This is a genomic window from Stenotrophomonas genospecies 3 (assembly GCF_054473855.1).
This window is the reverse complement of record NZ_JBTMUR010000002.1, coordinates 1-19476: the sequence shown is the minus strand read 5'-3', so window position 1 is coordinate 19476 and position 19476 is coordinate 1. Positions and strand designations below refer to the sequence as shown.

The 19476-nt window shown below is 68.3% G+C and carries 15 protein-coding genes; 10 read left to right on the top strand and 5 right to left on the bottom strand.

Features of this window, described 5'->3' with window-relative positions; genetic code table 11:
* Positions 1-39: 39 nt before the first annotated feature.
* The 3 genes from ACX9OT_RS02485 to ACX9OT_RS02475 all read right to left on the bottom strand — a co-directional run bounded on the left by ACX9OT_RS02485 (position 40) and on the right by ACX9OT_RS02475 (position 3914).
* On the bottom strand, positions 40-1950 hold the full coding sequence (locus tag ACX9OT_RS02485; RefSeq protein ID WP_459000722.1) for a CocE/NonD family hydrolase: 1911 nt from the start codon (positions 1948-1950) through the stop codon (positions 40-42).
* A gap of 219 nt (positions 1951-2169) precedes the next feature.
* Entirely contained in the window at positions 2170-2556 is a 387-nt protein-coding gene (locus tag ACX9OT_RS02480) for a DUF4440 domain-containing protein (protein WP_189721050.1), read from the bottom strand.
* Complete coding sequence (locus ACX9OT_RS02475) at positions 2556-3914, bottom strand: MFS transporter (RefSeq protein WP_458075353.1); 1359 nt, start codon at positions 3912-3914, stop codon at positions 2556-2558. The genes ACX9OT_RS02480 and ACX9OT_RS02475 overlap by 1 nt, the downstream gene beginning before the upstream one ends.
* 105 nt (positions 3915-4019) lie before the next feature.
* Here ACX9OT_RS02475 and ACX9OT_RS02470 point away from each other — a divergent pair, with 105 nt between their 5' ends.
* Positions 4020-4916, top strand: a complete 897-nt coding sequence (locus ACX9OT_RS02470) for a LysR family transcriptional regulator (protein WP_459000719.1) — start codon at positions 4020-4022, stop codon at positions 4914-4916.
* Positions 4917-5016: 100 nt separating this feature from the next.
* On the opposite strand, the gene ACX9OT_RS02465 is transcribed toward ACX9OT_RS02470, so the two are convergent.
* Entirely contained in the window at positions 5017-7812 is a 2796-nt protein-coding gene (locus ACX9OT_RS02465; RefSeq protein ID WP_459000717.1) for a beta-glucosidase family protein, read from the bottom strand.
* A gap of 337 nt (positions 7813-8149) precedes the next feature.
* On the opposite strand from ACX9OT_RS02465, the gene ACX9OT_RS02460 reads away from it, so the two are divergent.
* Both ACX9OT_RS02460 and ACX9OT_RS02455 read left to right on the top strand, forming a co-directional pair.
* Complete coding sequence (locus tag ACX9OT_RS02460; RefSeq protein ID WP_049422820.1) at positions 8150-8584, top strand: VOC family protein; 435 nt, start codon at positions 8150-8152, stop codon at positions 8582-8584.
* Positions 8585-8888: 304 nt separating this feature from the next.
* Positions 8889-9593: a helix-turn-helix domain-containing protein gene (locus ACX9OT_RS02455; protein ID WP_459000714.1), complete on the top strand. Its 705-nt coding sequence runs from the start codon at positions 8889-8891 to the stop codon at positions 9591-9593.
* 9 nt (positions 9594-9602) lie between these two features.
* On the opposite strand, the gene ACX9OT_RS02450 is transcribed toward ACX9OT_RS02455, so the two are convergent.
* Positions 9603-10493, bottom strand: coding sequence for a sterol desaturase family protein (locus ACX9OT_RS02450; RefSeq protein ID WP_459000712.1), 891 nt, complete (start codon positions 10491-10493; stop codon positions 9603-9605).
* 132 nt (positions 10494-10625) lie between these two features.
* Between ACX9OT_RS02450 and ACX9OT_RS02445 the strand changes: the two genes are divergently transcribed.
* From ACX9OT_RS02445 to ACX9OT_RS02415, 7 genes are all read left to right on the top strand, one after another.
* Positions 10626-11576, top strand: coding sequence for a LysR family transcriptional regulator (locus ACX9OT_RS02445; RefSeq protein WP_459000710.1), 951 nt, complete (start codon positions 10626-10628; stop codon positions 11574-11576).
* Positions 11577-11668: 92 nt separating this feature from the next.
* Positions 11669-12319 (top strand): DsbA family oxidoreductase, encoded by a 651-nt coding sequence (locus ACX9OT_RS02440; RefSeq protein WP_049461586.1) that lies wholly within the window; start codon positions 11669-11671, stop codon positions 12317-12319.
* 35 nt (positions 12320-12354) lie between these two features.
* Positions 12355-13362: a cyclase family protein gene (locus ACX9OT_RS02435; protein ID WP_121503546.1), complete on the top strand. Its 1008-nt coding sequence runs from the start codon at positions 12355-12357 to the stop codon at positions 13360-13362.
* Positions 13363-13620: 258 nt separating this feature from the next.
* The gene (gene imuA / locus ACX9OT_RS02430; protein ID WP_459000707.1) at positions 13621-14235 is read left to right on the top strand and encodes a translesion DNA synthesis-associated protein ImuA; all 615 of its coding nucleotides are present in this window, start codon (positions 13621-13623) and stop codon (positions 14233-14235) included.
* 9 nt (positions 14236-14244) lie between these two features.
* On the top strand, positions 14245-15654 hold the full coding sequence (locus ACX9OT_RS02425) for a Y-family DNA polymerase (RefSeq protein ID WP_459000705.1): 1410 nt from the start codon (positions 14245-14247) through the stop codon (positions 15652-15654).
* A gap of 6 nt (positions 15655-15660) precedes the next feature.
* A complete protein-coding gene (locus tag ACX9OT_RS02420) occupies positions 15661-18771 on the top strand; it encodes an error-prone DNA polymerase (protein WP_459000703.1) in 3111 nt (1036 codons plus the stop codon).
* A gap of 81 nt (positions 18772-18852) precedes the next feature.
* Complete coding sequence (locus ACX9OT_RS02415) at positions 18853-19359, top strand: hypothetical protein (RefSeq protein WP_006373615.1); 507 nt, start codon at positions 18853-18855, stop codon at positions 19357-19359.
* Positions 19360-19476: the final 117 nt, after the last annotated feature.

Here is a 19476-nt window from a genome sequence, read left to right as displayed (position 1 = left end):
GCGTGCTGCCGGGCTATGCCCGGCGTCATCCTCTCCGCCTCAATACACCGGCAGATCGATGTAGCTCGCCTGCGCCGCGCTGTGCCAGACCCGCTGCGTGGCCTTCTGGTAATCGCTTGGCTTGGCCAGGTAGATGTTCGGCACGTAGGTCTGCGGGTTGCGGTCGTACAGCGGGAACAGGCTGGACTGCACCTGCACCATCACCCGGTGGCCCTTCTGGAACGTGTGGTTGGCATTGGGCAGGTCGAAGCGGTACGGCAGCACCTGGTTCGCCGCCAGCGGCTTCGGATCGCTGAAGCTTTCGCGGTAGCGGCCACGGAAGATCGCCAGCGACACAGGCAGCTCGTAGCCACCCATCTCCGGCGTCGACGCTTCCTGGTCCGGATACACGTCGATCAGCTTCACCACCCAGTCACTGTCGGTGCCACTGGTCGAGGCCTGCAGGTGCACCACCGGCGCGCCGCCGATGCGCAGCGGCGCGGTCAGCGGTTCGGTGATGAAGGTCAGCACGTCCGGGCGACCATCGACAAAGCGCTGGTCCTTGACCAGCCAGGTGGTCCACATATCGCGGTCACCGAAGCGGACCGGACGCGGCACGAACGGCACCGGCTTGGCCGGGTCGGACACGTACTCCTCGAAGTCCCCCTCGCCCGCCGCCGGCGCCTGGAATGCCAGCTTGCCGCCGGCCCGCAGGTACAGCGGCTTGCTGCTGGCGGCACAGCCCTTGTCGCAGCTGCGCGGCCAACCCTTCAGGCGATCCCAGTGGTTTTCGCCGGTGTTGTAGATCAGCACCGGCGGCGTGTCCGCCTTCGGCGCACCGTCCACCAGGTACTGGTCGAAGAACGGCTTGAGTACATCACGGCGGAACTGCAGCGCGGTATCGCCGTCGAACTTCAGCGCGCCCAGTTCGCTGCCGCTGTAGTTCACCTGGCTGTGCCGCCACGGCCCCATCACCAGGTAATTGCGGTTGTTGCCGCTGTCGCGCCCTTCCATTGCCTGGTAGGCGTGGTTGGCGCCCCACATGTCCTCCTGGTCCCACAGGCCCTGCAGCCACATGGTCGGCACCTTCAACGGTGTTTTCGCCATCACCGCGTCCAGCGCCTGACCCTGCCAGAAGCCGTCATAGGCCGGGTGCTCCACCAGTTTCTTCCACCAGGTCAGCTGGTCCACGCCGGTGAAACGCGCGTAGTCGCCGGCCGAACCGATACGCAGGAAGGTGCTGTAGTCATCGTAGCCGAGGCTGGGCAGCGGCGTGCCCTTGCCGCGCTTCTCGGTCTGCATCGCGAAGTAGTTGAAATTGACCTGGCGGAACGCGCCGTAGTTGAGCCAGTCGTCGCCCATCCAGCCATCCACCATCGGGCTCTGCGGCGCGGCCACCTTCAGCGCCGGGTGCGGGTCGGTCAGCGCCATCACCACGGTGAAGCCCTCGTACGACGAGCCGAGCATACCGACCTTGCCGTTGCTCTCCGGCACGTTCTTCACCAGCCAGTCGATGGTGTCCCAGGCGTCGGTGGAGTGGTCCACCTTGGTGTTGTTCAACGGTCCGCGCAGCGGCCGGGTCATCACGTAATCGCCCTCGGAGCCATACTTGCCGCGGATGTCCTGGAATACGCGGATGTAACCGCCATCGACAAATACCTCGTCGCCCTGCGGCAGCAGGTCGCGCATGCGCGGCGAATCACTGCGGCTGGCGCGGCCAGCGGCATCGTAGGGCGTGCGGGTCAGCAGGATCGGGGCATTGCGGGCGCCCTTGGGCACCACGATCACCGTATACAGCTTGGTGCCATCACGCATCGGCACCATCACCACGCGCTTGTCGTAGTCACGACCGACATCGGGGGCAACGAAGGGCTTGCCGCTGATGTCCGGGGTCATCGGCGGGGTATCGGCAGCCAGCAAGGTGCTGGACAGGCAAAGGGCGATGGCTACAGCAACGGCACGCACACGCATGGACAACCCCTCCCGGCAGGAAAGCCTCAAGCCTACTCCTGCCCCGTGCCGTGAAGTGTGTGCAGGCTTTGCATTCTGCGGTGGATGCAGGCAGGACTGATGGCACATGTGCGACCAGCTGCTGCGCTCGTCGGCAACCGGTAGTGCCGGCCGCTGGCCGGCAACTTCATCCACCTCGGGCACGGTACGCGGTTGCCGGCCAACGGCCGGCACTACCGATCAGGCTGCCGTTACCTCATGCAGCGCCAGCCAGCGCCAACGCCCCTCTTCCCGCCGCAGCACCGCCAGCGATTCCCGCCATACGGGCTCGCCGCCATCGATCGCATGCCCTTCGCGATAGCGCAGCACCGCCAGCGGTGAAGGCGCTTCCACCGCCTGCACGGCGTCGATGGAAATCTGCAGCCCTGGACGCGCGCCATGACCACCCGCGAACAGTTCCTGCACGGCATTCCGATCCAGCCTGCGACCCGCGATGCCGACCATGCTGAAGTCCGCGCAGAAATGCGCCATCAGGTTCTCCAGTGCGTCGGTGCCGGCGTCGGCGCGGAACCAGGCCTGCAGCTTGTCGTGCAGGTGGTGGACTTCGTGTTCTGCGGTGGTATCCATCAGGTGTTCTCCGGTTGCGAAAGGGTGGGCAACTGCGGCCGGCGCAGCAACGCCATCGGCAGCAGGGTCAGTACGGCGGCCAGACCCAGCGCCACGCCGGTGGCGCGGGCCGGCAGCCACTGCATGGCCAAGGCCAGCAGCAGCGCGATGGCCGCGGTGCCCAGGCAGAAGCTGAGCTGGCGATTGAGGTTCCAGAGCGCACTGGCATCGCCCAATGCTTCGCCCTCGACCCCATGGAAGGCCAGCGTCTGCGCCGTGCTGCTGCACAGGCTGCCGCCAGCGCCCATCAAGGCAAACAACCATGCTGCAATGGCAAAGACCGGGTGTGGCAGGAGCGCCATCAACAACAGGCCGCAGGCCTGCAGGAGCATGCCCGCACGCAGCACCGAGGCTGGTCCGAAGCGAGCCAGCAGGCGCTTGCTGGCCGTGATCGCCATGGCCGAGGCCAGCGCCCACGGCAGCATCAGTGCGCCGATGCGCGCCGCGCTGTAGCCTGCCTGGTGCAACTGCAGCGTGCTGACCAGCTGGCTACCGATGAACACACCGGGCACTGCCAGATAGACCAGCATCGCCAGCCGCAGGCCCCGATGGGACAGCAGCGACCAGCGCAGCAGGGGCTGCACCTGCTGCCGTGCATGCCGCAGGTGGGCCGCTGCCAACAGCAATGCGATCAACAGCAGTACGGCACCGGCGGCCCGATGGCCGGGTTCGCCCAGCCAGGTCAGCGCCAGCAGCAGCGCGCCCAGCGCCAGCATCGCGGTGGACAGCGCATAGGCCTGCAGGCGTGGCGCACCACGCGCGCCGTCGGCCGGCATCCACGCCAGCACCAGCCCAATCGCCGCCACGGCCAGCGGCAGGCTGGCCCAGAGCACACCGCGCCAGGACAACCACTGCACCAGCAGCCCACCGAGCGCGGGCGCCAGTGCCGGCACCAGCAGCGCCACCAGCAGGATGCGGCGGGTCAGCGCGCCACGCTGGTCGGGCCTGCACTGTCGGTACGCTGCCGCTTGAGCCACCGGAATCAGCAGGCCACCGGCCAGGCCCTGCAGCAGGCGCCAGCCCAGCAGCCAGCCGATACCCGGTGCTGCGCCGGCCAGCGCAGCGGCAACCGCGAACAGCAGCAACGCCACCAGCAGCAGGCGGCGCTCACCACAACGCGCGGCCAGCCAGGGCGCCAGCGGAATCACCACGCTCAGGCCCAGCATGTAGGCGGTGCCCACCCAGGCCAGGGTACTGATATCGGCGTGCAGCTCCGCTGCCAATGCCGGATAGGCCACCGTGGCGATGAACATGTTGACCAGATCCAGGGCGAACACCAGCAGGAAGATCGCCTCATGGCGCAGGCGGGGGGACGGCATCGGCGGCACTCCAGCGGGCAAGCGGTCAGCATGCGGTCCGGGCCTTGTTGGAAAAACACGACGACAGCTGCAACACTGTCAAATATGTTTTGACAATGGACCGCCATGGTCAGCCTCGATCGTTTCGATATCTTCCGCGCCGTGGTCGAGGCCGGCAGCCTGACCGCCGCCGCCGATCGCCTGGGCCTGAGCCGCGCGGTGGTCAGCTTCAACCTGAAACGGCTGGAGCAGGAGCTGGGCGTGACCCTGCTGCTGCGCAGTACCCGCCACCTGGCCCTGACCGAGGCCGGCGAACAGTTCCTGCAGCACTGCGTGCAGGCGCTGGATGCCGCACAGGCAGCGATCGATGCCGCGCGCCGCGACCAGCACCAGCTGCAGGGCGTGCTGCGCCTGACCACCACGCCGGAGTACGCCCAGCTACGCCTGATTCCTGCGTTGGAGGCATTCCGTGCGCGGCATCCGGCCCTGCAGCTGCACCTGTCGACCTCACCGACACCGGCCGATCTGATTCCCGAACGCTTCGATCTGGCCATCCGCCTCGGCCGCCTGCCCGATTCGGGCCTGCGCGCCAGCGAACTGGAACGGCACCCACTGTGCGCGGTGGCGGCTCCGTCCCTGCTGGCACGCCTGCCCTCTGCCGAGGCTGTCGATGACCCGGCACAGCTCGGCACCCTGCCCCGCCTGGGCTATCCGCGCCTGGCCGATGTACCGGTCGTCGCGGCTGATGGCAGCGACGCCTTGTTTGCCACCAACCCGGGCAACGCAGTGGTGCGCGTGGATGGTGCCAGCAGCCTGCGCGCCTTCGCCGTGGCCGGCGCCGGGGTCACCGTGCTGCCACGCTGGCTGATCGAGGACGACCTGGCCCAGGACCGGCTGCGCCCGGTGCTGCGCCAGCACCGGTTCCCGCAGCAGAGCGTGTACGCGGTCTACCCGCACAGCACGCAGCCCTCACCGAAGGTGCGGCAGCTGATCGATTTCCTGCGCGGGTGGTTTGTCACCTGAAAAAAGGGGACGGAGGGGATTAAGTCGTTTATGCATAAACGACTTAATCCCCTCCGTCCCCTTTTTTGCATGGCCCCTTGCGGGGCCATGCCTTCAAGTCTCAGCGCAGCACCTGCTCCACCAGCTGTACGTCCACCGTCTGCAGCGGTTCGGCGGCGTTGCGCGACAGCTGCACCTGGTAGGTGCCGCCATCGATCTTCCACTGGCGGGCCTGCGCATCGTAGTGAGCCAGGGTCTTCGGCTCGGCTTCGATGCGGATGCGGCGCTGTTCGCCCGGCTGCAGGGTCACCTTGTCGTAGCCGATCAGGCGGATCGGCGTGGTGCTGCCAGCCGGCAGCTTCAGGTACAGCTGGGCGACGTCGGCACCGGCGCGCTTGCCGGTGTTGCGGATGTCGACACTGGCGACCAGGCGCGAACCCTCCACGCTCACCTTCAGGTTCTCATAGGCGAAGGAGGTGTAGGACAGGCCGTGGCCGAAGGCGAAGGTCGGGGTCAGGCCCTTGGCCGCCATCCACTTGTAGCCGACGTTGGCGCCTTCGATATCGAAATCGAACACATCACCAAACGGCTTGGCCGGCTTGAAGCCGAGGCCGTCGATGTGCGGACGCGGCAGCTGCGATTCGTCCACCACCCAGGTCACCGGCAGGCGGCCGGACGGATTGACTTGGCCGGTCAGCAGCGCGGCAATGCCTTCGCCACCGCGGATGCCCGGGTACCAGGCCTGCAGCATCGCCGGCACCTGCGCCAGCCACGGCGTGCGCACCGGGCCGTTGGTTTCCAGCACCAGCACGGTCTTCGGGTTGGCCTTGGCGACCGCCGAAATCAGCGCGTCCTGATTGTCCGGCAGCTGCATGTCCGGCAGGTCCACCGATTCGGCCGCCCACTGGGTGGCGAACACGATGGCCACATCGGCCTGCGCGGCGGCCTTGGCCGCAGCGGCGGCATTGGTGCCATCCACATACTCGAAAGTTGCATCCGGACGCGCCGCACGCAGCGACTCCAGCGGCGAGGACGGGTGGAAGATCACCGGGCCCGGCCAGGTGGTCGGCAGCACGCCCGGCACCGCGTTGGTGCCCTTGGCGGTCACGCCCACCATCGACGAACCACCGCCACCGATCACGCCCTTGTCGGCGTGGCCACCGATGATGACGATGCGCTTCACGCTGTCGGCCAGCGGCAGCAGGTTGCCTTCATTGCGCAGCAGCACGCTGCCTTCTTCCACCGTGCGCTGGGCGACGGCGAAGCCAGCCTCGGCATCGACCTTCTGGTGCTGCGGCGGGTTGTCGAAGTTGCCGTGCAGGAACATCGTGCGCAGGATGCGCGCCACCATGTCGTTCAGGCGTTCCTGCGGCACCACGCCACCATGCACGGCCAGGCGCAGCGGCTCATCGAAGAACACCGCTGCGTCGAACACTTCACCGGCAGACTGCTGGTCCAGGCCGGCCAGCGCTGCCTTGGAACCGCTGTGCACGCCGCCCCAGTCGGACATCACGAAACCGGGGAACTTCCATTCCTGCTTCAGCACCTGGTTCATCAGGTAGCCGTTCTCGCAGCCGTAGGTACCGTTGATCTTGTTGTACGAGCACATCGCCACGCCCGGGCGGCCGGCGTCCAGCGCGATCTCGAAGGCCAGCAGGTCGGACTCGTGCATGGCCTGTTCGCCGATGCGCACGTCGTGGAAGTTGCGCCGGGTCTCCATGTCGTTCAGCGCGAAGTGCTTCATCGACGAGATCACGTGCTGGCTCTGCACGCCCTGGATCAGCGCGCCGACCATCGAACCGGCCAGCAGCGGGTCTTCACCGGCATATTCGAAGTTGCGGCCGTTGCGCGGGTCACGCTGCAGGTTGACGCTGCCCGACAGCAGGATGTTGAAGCGCTGCTGCCACGCTTCGCGGCCCATGGCTGCGCCACCGGCAAAGGCGACCGCACGGTTCCAGCTGGAGGCGGTGGACGGGCCCGACGGCATCGCCGTGGCGAAATCGCCCGGGCGGATGCCGCCTGGATTGGTCACGCCGACGCCGGCATCGGCCGACTGCTGCGACGGAATGCCCAGCCGCGCCACGCCCGGCACGAAACCGGCCGACCCGACCGCGCCTTCCGGCAGCGGGCCACCATCCTTGCCCAGCCCGAAGTAGCTGTGCAGCATCTGGAACTTCTCATCCTCGGTCATCGCCTTCAGCAGCAGCGCAGCGCGCGCATCGGCGTTGAGGGTGGTGTCCATCCACGGCCTGTCGCCGTGCTTGTCGGCGGCATAGGCCAGGGTCAGCAGCGTGGCACGCAGGGCGCTGCCTTCCACCTTGAAGGGTGCACTGCTGGCGGCCTGGAAGCCGTCGCTGAAATAGCTGGCATCGGCTTCCAGCGCCACACGTGCCGGGTCGAAGCCTGCGGCCTTGGCCGATTCACCGGCCACTGCGCCGAGCAGCACCGCCGGTGCGCCCAGCCGCGAACGCGTGACCAGCGCCGGCAGCTGCGCGGCACCTGCACCAGCATCGGTGTAGACCGCCACGGTGTGGCGACCATCGTCCAGGCGCAGGTAGTTCAGGCCCGGCTGGTCCGGGCCGGACTCAGCGGCAATCGGCAGCCGGGTCAGCACGGCCTGACCGCGCTGGGTCTGGCCATCGTCCTTGCCCGCCGCAATGAAGCGGTACTCGTAGCCCAGGCCGTCGGCCAGCACCTGCAACGGATCGACCTGGTCGATGCCGCGCTGCACCTGGCGCACGCTCACCGCGTCCACCTGCAGGGTCTTCAGCTGGGCGGCCAGGGCCGGCATGGCCTCGGCGGTCGGGGCCTGTTCCAGGGTCAGCACAGTGAACGCGGCGGGGTCGGCCCAGGCCGGGGCGGCCAGTGCGGCTGACAGGGCCAAGGACAGTGCAAGCGGCTTTGTAAACGTTTTCATCGACAGGCGTAATTCCGTTGCCAAGGCAATCGGTCCAGGGAAAGTGCCGCCGAAGGGTGCAGCGTTCATGCCGCACAGGGGTTGCCAGGCAACGTCCCGCAGGCCGAAGGACGGGCCGGTCTGCGCCTGGGACCCTCCTCCCGGCGTGACAACCTGCCTGTCCGGGCCGCGCAGGGCGACCCAATCATGTGAAGATTGTGCGAGGGCGTTCACACCTGTCAACAGGACCTAAGTCACAGGCCGACCCCAGCCACTGGTTATCAGGCCATCACCGGCGGTCATCAGCGCGCCGCGCGAGGCTGCTGATAATGGAGATCCCTGGCCACGAATCGAGCCCATGACCGTACATCGCGACTTCGACCATCTCTGGCGCGACCGCTGTGATACCTCCAGCCAGCGCGCGCCGCGCGTGTTGATCCGGGTGTTCGTGGCCCCGGGGGAGTTGGAGCGCAGCGTGGCGTTCTACGAGCAGCTGCAGGGTGTGGTGGCCGATGCGGGGTTCCCGTTTCCGGAGGCCGGGCTGCGTCTGGCAATGGTCGGTGCGTTCCTGTTGATCGAGGGCAGCAAGGCGGCGCTGGCGCCGTTCACTTCGACCACGGGGACGCTGCTGGTCGATGACGTTCGGCCCTATCACGACAAGCTGGTGGCGGCTGGCGCTGAAATCATCTTCCCGCTGCAGGTGGTACCGACCGGGGCGGCGTTCAATGCGGTGCATCCCGATGGCACCGTGGTCGAGTACGTGCATCACCGGCCGGATCCGCAGGGGCGGTGAGGGTACGCGCGGCCGGGCTGCGCCCGGCACCCGCGGTAGTGCCGGCCGCTGGCCGGCAACCTCAGAAGCAACAGCCGAAGCAACAGCGGGCTTCCTGTGGGGTGGCGGGGCGGGTCCGGTTGCGGGGGCCGCTGCAAGTACGTCCATGTAAGCTCGGTCGCCGCATCCATGCGGCTCACGCCCCCGCAACCGGACCCACCCCGCCTTGGACAATTCGCCGCAATCTGCAGTAGATCCACGCCATGCGTGGATGTTCTTCGATCAATCGTCGAATCAATCAATTTCGATGGAGATTCATCCACGCATGGCGTGGATCTACAATTCCTCCATGTCCTCTCCCGCCCTGCCCTGGAATGGCACGCTGCTGCTGGATGCTCACGTGGCCGTGCTGCAGGGCCACGCCGGTGGCAGCGATACGCACGCGCACTACGCCCATCAACTGTTGCTGAGCGAAGCCGCGCCCTGGCAGGTCGAGGTTGATGGGGTGCGGCAGCAGGGCCAACGGCTGTGGCTGCCGTCATTCCAGCCGCACGCAATCCTGTCGGCGCCGGAAGCGGGCTGTACGGTGTTCCTCGAACCGGCGCATGCCGATCCCGAACAGATCCAGCAGCACCTGCACGCGCTGCCGGGCAACGCGCTGGCGCTGCACGACTGGCTGCCACGGCTGAGCCGCCCGCAACCGCTGGACCGCCGCGTGCAAGCCGCGCTGTCCCGTATCGCCGAGCACCTGCCCGGCCCGGTGCCGGCTGCCGATATCGCCGAGGCGGCGCATCTGTCGGCCAGCCAGCTGCATCGGCGCTTCCAGTCCGATCTGGCGGTGACCCTGCGCGGCTGGGTACTGTGGCAACGGCTGCGCCGCGCACTGATGCATCATCTGCGCGGGCACAGCCTGACCGACAGCGCGCACGCGGCCGGATTCGCTGACCTGGCCCATCTGTCACGCAGCCTGCGCCGCATGTTCGGCATCGGTGCCGCGCAGCTGCAGGGCCTGCAGCTGCACGCGGTCTGACATGTTCGATCATTCGCGCCTGCGCAGACCTTCCGGCAGCTCCGGTACCTCGCCATGCGGCAGTTCGCGGAACGGCGCCAGCAGCTGCCCGGGATAGTCACGCGGATAGTCCGGCTGGCTGCCGATGCCGAGGTCGCGTTGCTGCAGCCGATAGCCGGGCGCATCGAAGGCGGTCCCCAGCAGGTGATCCCAGACATTCAGGAACAGGCCGAAGTTGACGTCGCCGGCGGTGCCGTAACGCATGTGGTGGAAGCGATGCAGCGGTGCCCAGGCCATCACCCGGCCCAGCACGCCGGGGCGCATGTCCACGTTGGAATGCTGCAGCAGCAGCTGGATGGCAATGGCGAAGGCCAGCACCGCAGCCACCGGCATCGGCAGGCCCAGCACCAGCAGCGGCAGCACGCCACCGACCGCTTCGGCCGCCTGGTGCAGCGGATGCTTCATCAGTCCGTTGAAACCATACATGCGGGTCACGCTGTGATGCACCGCATGCAGCCGCCACAGCCAGCCGATGCGATGGCTGGCGTAGTGCACCAGGGTTATGCCGAGATCGGCGCAGATGACGGCCAGCAGCACCTGCAGCGCGAATGGCCACTGCAGCGGCCAGGCCTGCCACGGAATGATGGCTGCCAGCAGTGGCACCGCCGCGATCGACAGCAGGTTCAGGCTCTCGTTGACCAGCGCATGCAGGGTGTCACGCAGGCTGTCGCCGTGATCGTGGTTGAACGCGGGGTCATACGGCCAAGCACGTTCGGCAGCGAACGAGACCGCGATGGCAACTGCCAGCAAGGCCAGCAGCCATAGCGGGTCGCCGTGGAGGTGCCCGACCCAGGCGACGGCGGCGGCAACGAAACCCAGCAGGAACAACGGGGCATACAGGCGGAGCATCCAGTGCTTCATGGGCAATCCGGAAAGTAAGGGGCCTGCATGCTGGCGCCGCGTATGGGGCGCCGGCTTGAACAAACGGCGCAACCCGGCGCGCTCCCCGGTGGATGACCATCGTGGACGGCACCACGTTTCCCACATCCATGCATGGCGTGGATCTACAATGGCGCCCTCATAGCGCCCGGGACCGGCATGGATTCCTTCAACCTGATGCGTGCCTTCCGCCGCATCGTCGAACGCGGCGGGCTGGCCCGCGCCGCCGAAGACCTGGGCATGTCGCCGGCCGGCCTGAGCAAGCAGCTGCGCACCCTGGAAGCGCACCTGGGCGTGGTGCTGCTGCAGCGGACCACGCGGCGCATGAGCCTGACTGAGACCGGCCACGCCTATTACCGCGAATGCTGCCGCCTGCTCGACGAGCTGGAGGCGCTGGAACGCGGCATCGCCGAACAGCGCGGCGACGTGGCCGGGCGCCTGCGCGTCAATGCACCGCAATCATTCGCGCTGAGCACGCTGTCGCCGCTGCTGCCGCGCTTCCTGCAGCAGCACCCGCAGCTGTCGCTGGACCTTGTGATGGAAGACCGCCTGCTCGATGCGGTCGGCGAAGGTTTCGATGTGTCGCTGCGGTTGCGTGCCGAGCTGGATGACTCGCGGCTGGTGGCGCGCCGGCTGGCCTCGCTGCAGCAGGTGCTGTGCGCGGCCCCGACCTACCTGCGGCAGCATCCGGCACCGCAGGCGGTGGACGATCTGCAGACGCACAGCGTGCTGGCTTACAGCCTGTCCGACTCGCCCGGCAGCTGGCCGCTGCTCGGCCCTGATGGGCAGGTAACGATCACCCTGCCGGCGCGCGTCACCGTCAACAACAGCCTGCTGCTGCGCGACCTGCTGGTGGCCGGCATGGGCATCGGCGCCCTGCCCTCGTTCCTGGCGGCACCGGCGCTGGCCCGTGGCGAACTGCAGCAGGTGCTGCCCGACCACCGTTATCCGCCGCGCTTCGTGCATGCGGTCTACCCCACCTCGCGCCACCTGCAGCCCAAGGTGCGTGCCTTCATCGATTTCCTGCACGCCGAGCTGCCCGGCTGCGCTGGCCTGGATTCGTAACCGCCAGCGAAAACTGAGCTGCCCGCGGCGTGCTGTTTCAGCCACGCCGCGCTGCCTAATCTGCTGCCTCCCCTCTCACCGATGGCAGGCAGATGTCTTCCGTTCCTTCCCCCGCCACCGCCGCGCCGGTGGTCGATTTCTTCCACGACGTGGTCTGCGGCTGGTGCTTCGTGCTGGCCCCGCGCCTGCAGCAGGTCTCCGCCGAACTCGGCATCCAGGTGCGTCACCGCAGCTTCGTGCTGCAGGACTCGCGCGCGCAGATGGTCGAGGTGTTCGGCTCGATGGAGCGCGCCAAGGCGATCATCCTGCGCCACTGGACCGACTGCGCCGCGCATGAAGACACCGCGCGCATCGATATCGAAGGCATGCGCGCACAGGACTTCGAGTATCCGTCCGGCTGGCTCGGCGCACTGGCCTGCCAGGCCGCCGGCATGCTCGGTGGCAACGACGCCCATGGCGCGATGTTCGATGCCGTGCAGTGGGCGCACCTGCACCAGCACCGCAACATCGGCGACGCCGAAGTACTGCTGGATATCGCCGAAGCACTGGGCCACCCGCGTGGCGCCTTCGCTGACCACATGCGCAGCGACGCAGCAGCCCGGCGTGTGCAGGCCGACCGTGCCGAAGCCGCGGCCCTCGGCATCCGCTCCATTCCCACCGTGATCGGCGGCAACGGCCTGCGCCTGCAGACCCTGCCGCTGCCGCAACTGCGCCAGGCCCTGGCGCACCTGGTCGCGGCCTGAGCCGCACCATCCCCCACCCTGCAAGGAGACTCCCCATGACCTCACGTACCCTGGCCACCGCGCTGGCCCTGCTGCTGGCCGGCACCGCCGCTTCCACCACCGTATCCGCGCACGAACGCGTTCCCTCCGGCCAGCAGGTCGGCACCAGCCCCTGGGGGCCGAAGGACGAGATCGGCCGCCTCAACCTGATCACCGACGCCTCGCGCGCAGCGATCCTGTCGCGGGTCAGTGGCGGCAAGGCCTATGACCTGGCCACCGAATACTACGTCGGCATGCCCAGCTGGCAGGATGCCGGCGACCCGCACTACCAGTTCTGGATGACCCACACCCCGCGCGGCACGGTGATGGATGATCCGATGGGCGTGGGCGAGACCATGAACCTCACCCGCAGCTACACCGGCACCGCATTCTCGATGTACAGCCACACCGGCACCCACATCGATGCGCTGAACCACTTCGGCATCCACGGAAAGATCTGGAACGGCTTCGAGGCCGACAAGCACCTCGGTGACCGTGGCTGGAATGTCACCGGCATCGAGAAATTCCCGCCGCTGATCGCGCGTGGCGTGCTGATCGACGTGGCCGGCGCCAAGGGCGTGGACATGCTGCCTGACAGCTACCGCGTCACCCGCCAGGACCTGAAGGATGCGCTGGCACGCCAGCAGGTGAAGCTGCAGCAGGGCGACGTGGTGCTGATCCGCACCGGCCGCATGCGCCTGTTCGAACAGCCCAAGGCCTACATGGCCAACCCGCCGGGCATGGGCCTGGACGCGGCGCGCTTCCTGGTGGAGGACAGCGGCGCGATGATCGTCGGCGCCGACAACCTCAGCTTCGAGACCTTCCCCTCGGAGGTGTCCGACGACTACGTGCCGCTGCACACCTACCTGCTGGCCCAGCAGGGCGCGCCGATCATCGAGCTGGTGGCGCTGGACGAACTGGCCCGCGACAAGGTCTATGAGTTCGCCTTCATCGGCGGCCCGCTGAAGATCCGCGGCGGCGATGCCGCGCCGCTGCGCCCGGTGGCGTTGCCGGTGCGCCCCTAACCGGGGCCCGTGGGTGCCGACCTTGGTCGGCATTCCGTCCCATGCCGGGTGGGTGCCGACCTTGGTCGGCACTCCTTTACGCCTTCAGCAACCTGAAACCCGACCTTCCGATTTCATTAGTAATTCTACTCACAAGGCGAGTAGCATGTCCGGTCTCAGCCCCTGATACCGGCTCGTCGATACTCGCGCCATGCCCGCCGTTTCCGCCCGTTCCTGCCGCTTCCAGCCCGCTCGTCGCCTCCCTTGGAGGACCGGCTGATGGGTGCTGTCGTCGCCCTCGACCGGCTGCTGGACGGGCGCCAGCTGTGGCGCGGCCCAGCCCGCCAGGGCCCGGCCAGCGATCACCTGGCCAGCGGCCACCCGGCACTGGATGCGCGCCTGCCCGGCGGTGGCTGGCCGGCCAGCGGGCTGTGCGAGGTGCTGCAGGCCGCGCCCGGCGTGGGCGAGCTGGCCCTGGTCTGGCCGGCGCTGGCGAAGCTGAGCCTGCGCGACCGCCCGATCGTGCTGGTCGCCCCGCCCTACCGCCCGCATGCCCCGGCCTGGGCTGCAGCCGGGCTGGACCTGGCCCAGCTGCAGATCATCCACGCCGCGCCGAAGCAGGCGTTGTGGGCTGCCGAACAGTGCCTGCGCTCGGCCGCCTGCGCGGCGGTACTGTGCTGGCCACACCAGGCCGACGACCGCTCACTGCGCCGCCTGCAGGTGGCTGCCGACAGCGGCCAGTGCCTGGGCTTCGTGTTCCGCGAGGCGCAGGCAGCGCGCAACCCCTCCCCGGCCAGCCTGCGCCTGCAGCTCGACCACGGCCAGGTACGGGTGCTGAAGTGCCGTGGCGGCCTGCCACCCGCACAGCCGTTGCCACTGGCCATCGCCCACTGAGGCTGCGCCATGCATTGGGCCTGCCTGTTGTTGCCGCAGCTGGCGCTGGACAGCGTACTGCGCCTGCAGCCGGACCCGCAGCGGCCACTGGTGCTGCTGCAGGGGCCGGTACAGCGCCGCGTGCTGCGTGCGGTCAGCCCGTCGGCACGCGCAGCGGGGCTGCGCCCGGGCATGCTGCTGTCGGCTGCGCAGGTGCTGGTGCAGGACATGCACCTGCACGACTACGACCCGAACGCCGAACAGCACACCCGGCAACTGCTGGCCAGCTGGGCCTACGCCTACAGCTCGCAGGTCAGCCTCGATTTTCCGCACGCGCTGGTCATGGAGATCGGAGCCAGTCGCGCCCTGTTCGGTGACTGGCTGACGATCGAAAAGCGCCTGCGCGGCGAACTGCATGAGCTTGGTTTCCGCCATCGCCTGGTGGCCGCACCCACCGCGCATGCCGCGCGCGTGCTGGCCAACGTCCACGACGGCCTCGGCATCGATGCGCAGCAGCTGCCAGCGACACTGGCGCAGCTGCCGTTGCCGCGCTGCGGCCTGCCCAGCGACGCGGTGACCGTGCTCGGTCGTTCCGGGCTGCGCACGCTGGGTGCGGTGCTCGAACTCCCTCGCGACAGCCTGGCCCGGCGCTTCTCACCCGAGGTGCTGCAGCAGCTGGATGCGCTGCGCGGCCTGCCCACCGCGCCACTGCGTTACTACCAGCCACCGGACCGTTTCGATGCGCGCATCGAATTCGAATACGAGATCGAATCCAGCCAGGCCCTGCTGTTCCCGCTGCGCCGCCTGCTGCTGGACCTGGCCGCATTCCTGTGTTCGCGCGATGGCGGCGTGCAGCGCTTCGACCTGCATTTCGAGCATGACCTGCTGCCGGCCAGCGTGCTGACCATCGGCCTGCTGGCACCCGAGCGCGATCCCGCGCTGCTGTTCGAGATCGCGCGCAACCGCATGGAAGCCTTTGCCCTGCCCGCCGGCAGCCGTGCACTGCGCCTGCAGGCCGAGCAACTGCCACCATTCGTGCCCGCCGCGCGTGACCTGTTCGACACCCGGCCGGCACAGGCAATGCCCTGGAACCAGCTGCGCGAGCGCCTGCGCGCGCGGCTGGGCGATGACGCCGTGCAGCCGCTGGCGGTGCAGGCCGACCATCGCCCCGAACGTGCCAGCGGCACCCAGCCTGCGGCCAAGCCACCGGCATACTGGCCACTGCGCCCCGGTTGGCTGCTGGACACCCCGCAACCGCTGCGTGACCCGCGCCTGCGCATCGTCGCCGGGCCGGAGCGGATCGAATCAGGCTGGTGGGACCAGGCCGACGCGCGCCGCGACTACTACGTGGTGGAAACCGCGCACGGCCAGCGCGGCTGGGCCTTCCGTGAGCGCAATGACCCGCATGCGCCGTGGATGCTGCACGGCTGGTTCGGCTGAGCCGTCATGCACAACGAACTGCCCGGCTACGCCGAACTGCACTGCCTGTCGGCCTTCAGCTTCCAGCGCGGTGCTTCGATTGCCGAAGAACTGTTCGCGCGCGCCGCCGGCCAGGGCTACCGCGCGTTGGCGATCACCGACGAATGCTCGCTGGCCGGCATCGTGCGCGCCTGGCAGGCGGCGAAGACGCATGGCGTGGCACTGATCGTCGGCGCTGAATTCCAGGTCGAGGACGGGCCGAAGCTGGCCCTGCTGTGCACCGACCAGGCCGCCTACGCCGGCTTGTGCCAGTTGATCACTACCTGCCGGCGACGGGCCGCCAAGGGCGAATACCGCTGCCTGCGCGAGGACCTGCTCGGCCTGCCCGACGGCCTGCTGTGCCTGTGGCTGGACCGGCAACCGGCCGCCACCGACCTGGAGCTGCTGCGCGCCGGCTTCGCTGATCGGCTGTGGCTGGCGGTGGAGCTGCACCACGAGCACGACGACGCGCGCCGCCTGCAGCAGCTGCAGGCTTTCGGCGAACGCCACTGCCTGCCGCTGGTGGCCAGCGGCGATGTGCACATGCACGTGCGCCGCCGCCGCGCCCTGCAGGACACCCTGACCGCGATCCGCCACCGCTGCAGCGTGGCCGAGGCCGGCTGGCGCCTGTTCCCCAACGGCGAGCGCCACCTGCGCCCGCGCACCGCGCTGGCCCAGCTGTATCCGCCCGCCCTGCTGGCCGAGACCCTGCGCATCGCCGAGCGCTGCCACTTCACCCTGGAGCAGCTGCAGTACACCTACCCGCGCGAGCTGGTGCCCGAAGGCCACGACCCGGACAGCTGGCTGCGCGTGCTGGTCGAGCGTGGCATCCCCTGGCGCTGGAAAGGCGGCATCGAACCGGCACAACGCAAACAGATCGAACACGAACTGGCATTGATCCGGCAGAAGAACTACGCCTCCTACTTCCTCACCGTGCAGGACATCGTGCGCTTCGCGCGCAGCCAGGACATCCTCTGCCAGGGTCGTGGCTCGGCGGCCAACTCCGCGGTGTGCTTCGTACTGGGCGTGACCGAGATCGACCCGGCACGCAGCAACCTGCTGTTCGAGCGCTTCATCTCCGCCGAACGCGACGAACCACCGGATATCGACATCGACTTCGAACACGAGCGCCGCGAGGAAGTGCTGCAGTACGTGTTCAAGCGCTATGGCCGCGAGCGCGCGGCGTTGACCGCGGTGGCGATCAGCTACCGTGGCCGCAGCGCGATCCGCGACGTGGCCCGCGCACTGGGGCTGCCGATGGACCAGGTCAACGAACTGGGCGCGGCGATGGACCATTGGGGTGGCCACGTGCCGCTGCCCGAGACCCTGCGCGAGCGCGGCTTCGATCCGGACACGCCGTTGATGCAGCGCCTGCTGGCACTGACCACCGAACTGATCGACTTCCCCCGCCACCTGTCGCAGCACCCGGGTGGTTTCGTCATCTCCGAGCATCCACTGTCGACCCTGGTGCCGGTGGAAAACGCGGCGATGGCCGACCGCACCGTCATCCAGTGGGACAAGGACGATCTGGATGCCACCGGCCTGATGAAGGTCGACTGCCTGGCGCTGGGCATGCTCACCGCCATCCGCAAATGCCTGGCGATGTTGAAGCAGCACGGCCTGCATGAAGGACGCATGGATACGATCCCGCCCAAGGATGCAAAGACCTTCGACATGATCTGCGCCGCCGACACCATCGGCGTGTTCCAGATCGAATCGCGCGCCCAGATGGCGATGCTGCCGCGCATGCAGCCACGCACGTTCTATGACCTGGTGATCGAGGTGGCGATCGTGCGCCCTGGCCCGATCCAGGGCGACATGGTGCACCCCTATCTGGAGCGGCGCCGGATCCTGCGCGAAAAGGGACCGGACGCGTTGAACGACCCGGACAACCCGCTCTACCCACCGCAGCTGGAACGCGTGTTCGCACGCACGCTGGGCGTGCCGCTGTTCCAGGAACAGGTGATGCAGCTGGCGGTGGAAGCGGCCGGCTACACGCCGGGCCAGGCCGATGCCCTGCGCCGCTCGATGGCGGCGTGGAAGCGCCGTGGCGGTCTGGAACCGCATCGCGAGAAGCTGCTGGCCGGCATGCTGAAGAACGGCTTCAGCCGCGAGTACGGCGAGCACCTGTTCGAGCAGATCAAGGGCTTCGGTGATTACGGTTTCCCGGAAAGCCACGCCGCCAGCTTCGCCCTGCTGACCTATAACAGCTGCTGGCTGAAATGCCATCACCCGGCCGCGTTCACCGCCAGCCTGATCAACAGCCAGCCGCTGGGCTTCTACAGCCCCGACCAGCTGCTGCAGGACGCGCGCCGGCACGGCATCCGCGTGCTGCCGGTGGACGTGCGCCACAGCGACTGGGACTGCACGCTGGATTTCAGCAAGGGGCCGGCGGCGATCCGGCTCGGCCTGCGCCTGGTCGATGGCTGCAACGAGCCCGCCGTGCAGGCCATCATGCGCGAACGTGCGCGGCGCCCGTTCGACGATGTGGGCGACCTGTGCCAGCGCACCGCCCTGGATCGCCGCCAGCAGGGCCTGCTGGCCGATGCCGGTGCGCTGCGTGGGCTCAGTGGCCATCGCCATCGTGCACGCTGGGATATCTCCGGCGTGGAAAACCGGCTGCCGCTGTTCGACCAGGCCCGCGCCACCGCCGAAGCCCGCGTGCCGTTGCCCCTGCCCAGCGCCTGGGAGGACATGCAGGCCGATTACCGCAGCACCGGCACCACCCTCGGCCGCCATCCGATCTCATTCCTGCGTGCGCAGCTGCGCAGCCGTGGCTGCCTGGATGCCGCGCAACTGGCGGGCCATGGCCATGGCCGTCGCGTGCGCATCGCCGGCCTGGTACGCATGCGCCAGCGCCCACAGACCGCCAGCGGTGTCACCTTCCTCACCCTTGAAGACGAGACCGGCATGATCAACGCCGTGGTCTGGCGGCACCTGGCCGATCGCCAGCACCGGGTGCTGGTCGATACCCAGCTGATGCAGATCGATGGCCGCCTGGAACGCGTCGATGGCGTGCAGCACGTCATCGTGCAGCGCATGCACTGCCTGGATGAACTGCTGCAGGGACTGCGCAGCCACAGTCGCGATTTCCACTGACGATACACAACGTCACACAACGAACTGGCCATTGCCGGTCCGCATCCGCTATCGTCGGCACATCCAAGGAAGGACGACCCGATGTCCCGTGCGCTGCTGCTGACCACCCTGGTGGTCTCGACCCTCGCCCTGCTTGTTTCCGGCTGGACCGCCTGGAGCCTGCATCGCAGCCAATCGCCACAGCGCATCATCGAGGCACGCGGGCTGATCATCCACGATGCAAGCGGCCAGCCGCGGGTGATCCTCGGCGCACCGGTTCCCGATCCGCTCAGCCAGGGCCGCACCCAGGGGCCGCGCGCCACCGCCCTGTCCGGCCTGATCCTGCTCGGTCCCGACGGCTCCGAACGCGGCGGCTACGGCACCAGCGACCGCGGCGGCGAAGCCCTGCTCACCCTGGACGATGCCACCGGCACCACCGAAGTGTTCAAGGTCGTCGCCAATCCGGACCGTGGCGCCAGCCTGATGGTCAAGCACCAGAACAACACCGGCGCCATGCTCACCTCCTGGCAGGGCAAGCCGGAGCTGATGTTCGTCGATGACAGCGGCCAGTCCTACTACGTGCGCCCCGGCGCCAACGCCGCGCCCTGATCGGCTTCTGTAGCGTCGAGCCATGCTCGACTGCCGGTCATGTAGAGTCGAGATCCTATGTTCGTGGTCAAGCCTGCTGGAAGCAGGCTTGACCCACCTTCAGCATGGCCGGATCGA

What these genes read in the sequence shown, in the direction of transcription:
- ACX9OT_RS02485 (WP_459000722.1), bottom strand. Translation starts at nt 1,950, where the DNA reads ATGCGTGTGCGTGCCGTTGCTGTAGCCATCGCCCTTTGCCTGTCCAGC.
- ACX9OT_RS02480 (WP_189721050.1), bottom strand. Translation starts at nt 2,556, where the DNA reads ATGGATACCACCGCAGAACACGAAGTCCACCACCTGCACGACAAGCTG.
- ACX9OT_RS02475 (WP_458075353.1), bottom strand. Translation starts at nt 3,914, where the DNA reads ATGCCGTCCCCCCGCCTGCGCCATGAGGCGATCTTCCTGCTGGTGTTC.
- ACX9OT_RS02470 (WP_459000719.1), top strand. Translation starts at nt 4,020, where the DNA reads ATGGTCAGCCTCGATCGTTTCGATATCTTCCGCGCCGTGGTCGAGGCC.
- ACX9OT_RS02465 (WP_459000717.1), bottom strand. Translation starts at nt 7,812, where the DNA reads ATGAAAACGTTTACAAAGCCGCTTGCACTGTCCTTGGCCCTGTCAGCC.
- ACX9OT_RS02460 (WP_049422820.1), top strand. Translation starts at nt 8,150, where the DNA reads ATGACCGTACATCGCGACTTCGACCATCTCTGGCGCGACCGCTGTGAT.
- ACX9OT_RS02455 (WP_459000714.1), top strand. Translation starts at nt 8,889, where the DNA reads ATGGCGTGGATCTACAATTCCTCCATGTCCTCTCCCGCCCTGCCCTGG.
- ACX9OT_RS02450 (WP_459000712.1), bottom strand. Translation starts at nt 10,493, where the DNA reads ATGAAGCACTGGATGCTCCGCCTGTATGCCCCGTTGTTCCTGCTGGGT.
- ACX9OT_RS02445 (WP_459000710.1), top strand. Translation starts at nt 10,626, where the DNA reads ATGGCGTGGATCTACAATGGCGCCCTCATAGCGCCCGGGACCGGCATG.
- ACX9OT_RS02440 (WP_049461586.1), top strand. Translation starts at nt 11,669, where the DNA reads ATGTCTTCCGTTCCTTCCCCCGCCACCGCCGCGCCGGTGGTCGATTTC.
- ACX9OT_RS02435 (WP_121503546.1), top strand. Translation starts at nt 12,355, where the DNA reads ATGACCTCACGTACCCTGGCCACCGCGCTGGCCCTGCTGCTGGCCGGC.
- imuA (WP_459000707.1), top strand. Translation starts at nt 13,621, where the DNA reads ATGGGTGCTGTCGTCGCCCTCGACCGGCTGCTGGACGGGCGCCAGCTG.
- ACX9OT_RS02425 (WP_459000705.1), top strand. Translation starts at nt 14,245, where the DNA reads ATGCATTGGGCCTGCCTGTTGTTGCCGCAGCTGGCGCTGGACAGCGTA.
- ACX9OT_RS02420 (WP_459000703.1), top strand. Translation starts at nt 15,661, where the DNA reads ATGCACAACGAACTGCCCGGCTACGCCGAACTGCACTGCCTGTCGGCC.
- ACX9OT_RS02415 (WP_006373615.1), top strand. Translation starts at nt 18,853, where the DNA reads ATGTCCCGTGCGCTGCTGCTGACCACCCTGGTGGTCTCGACCCTCGCC.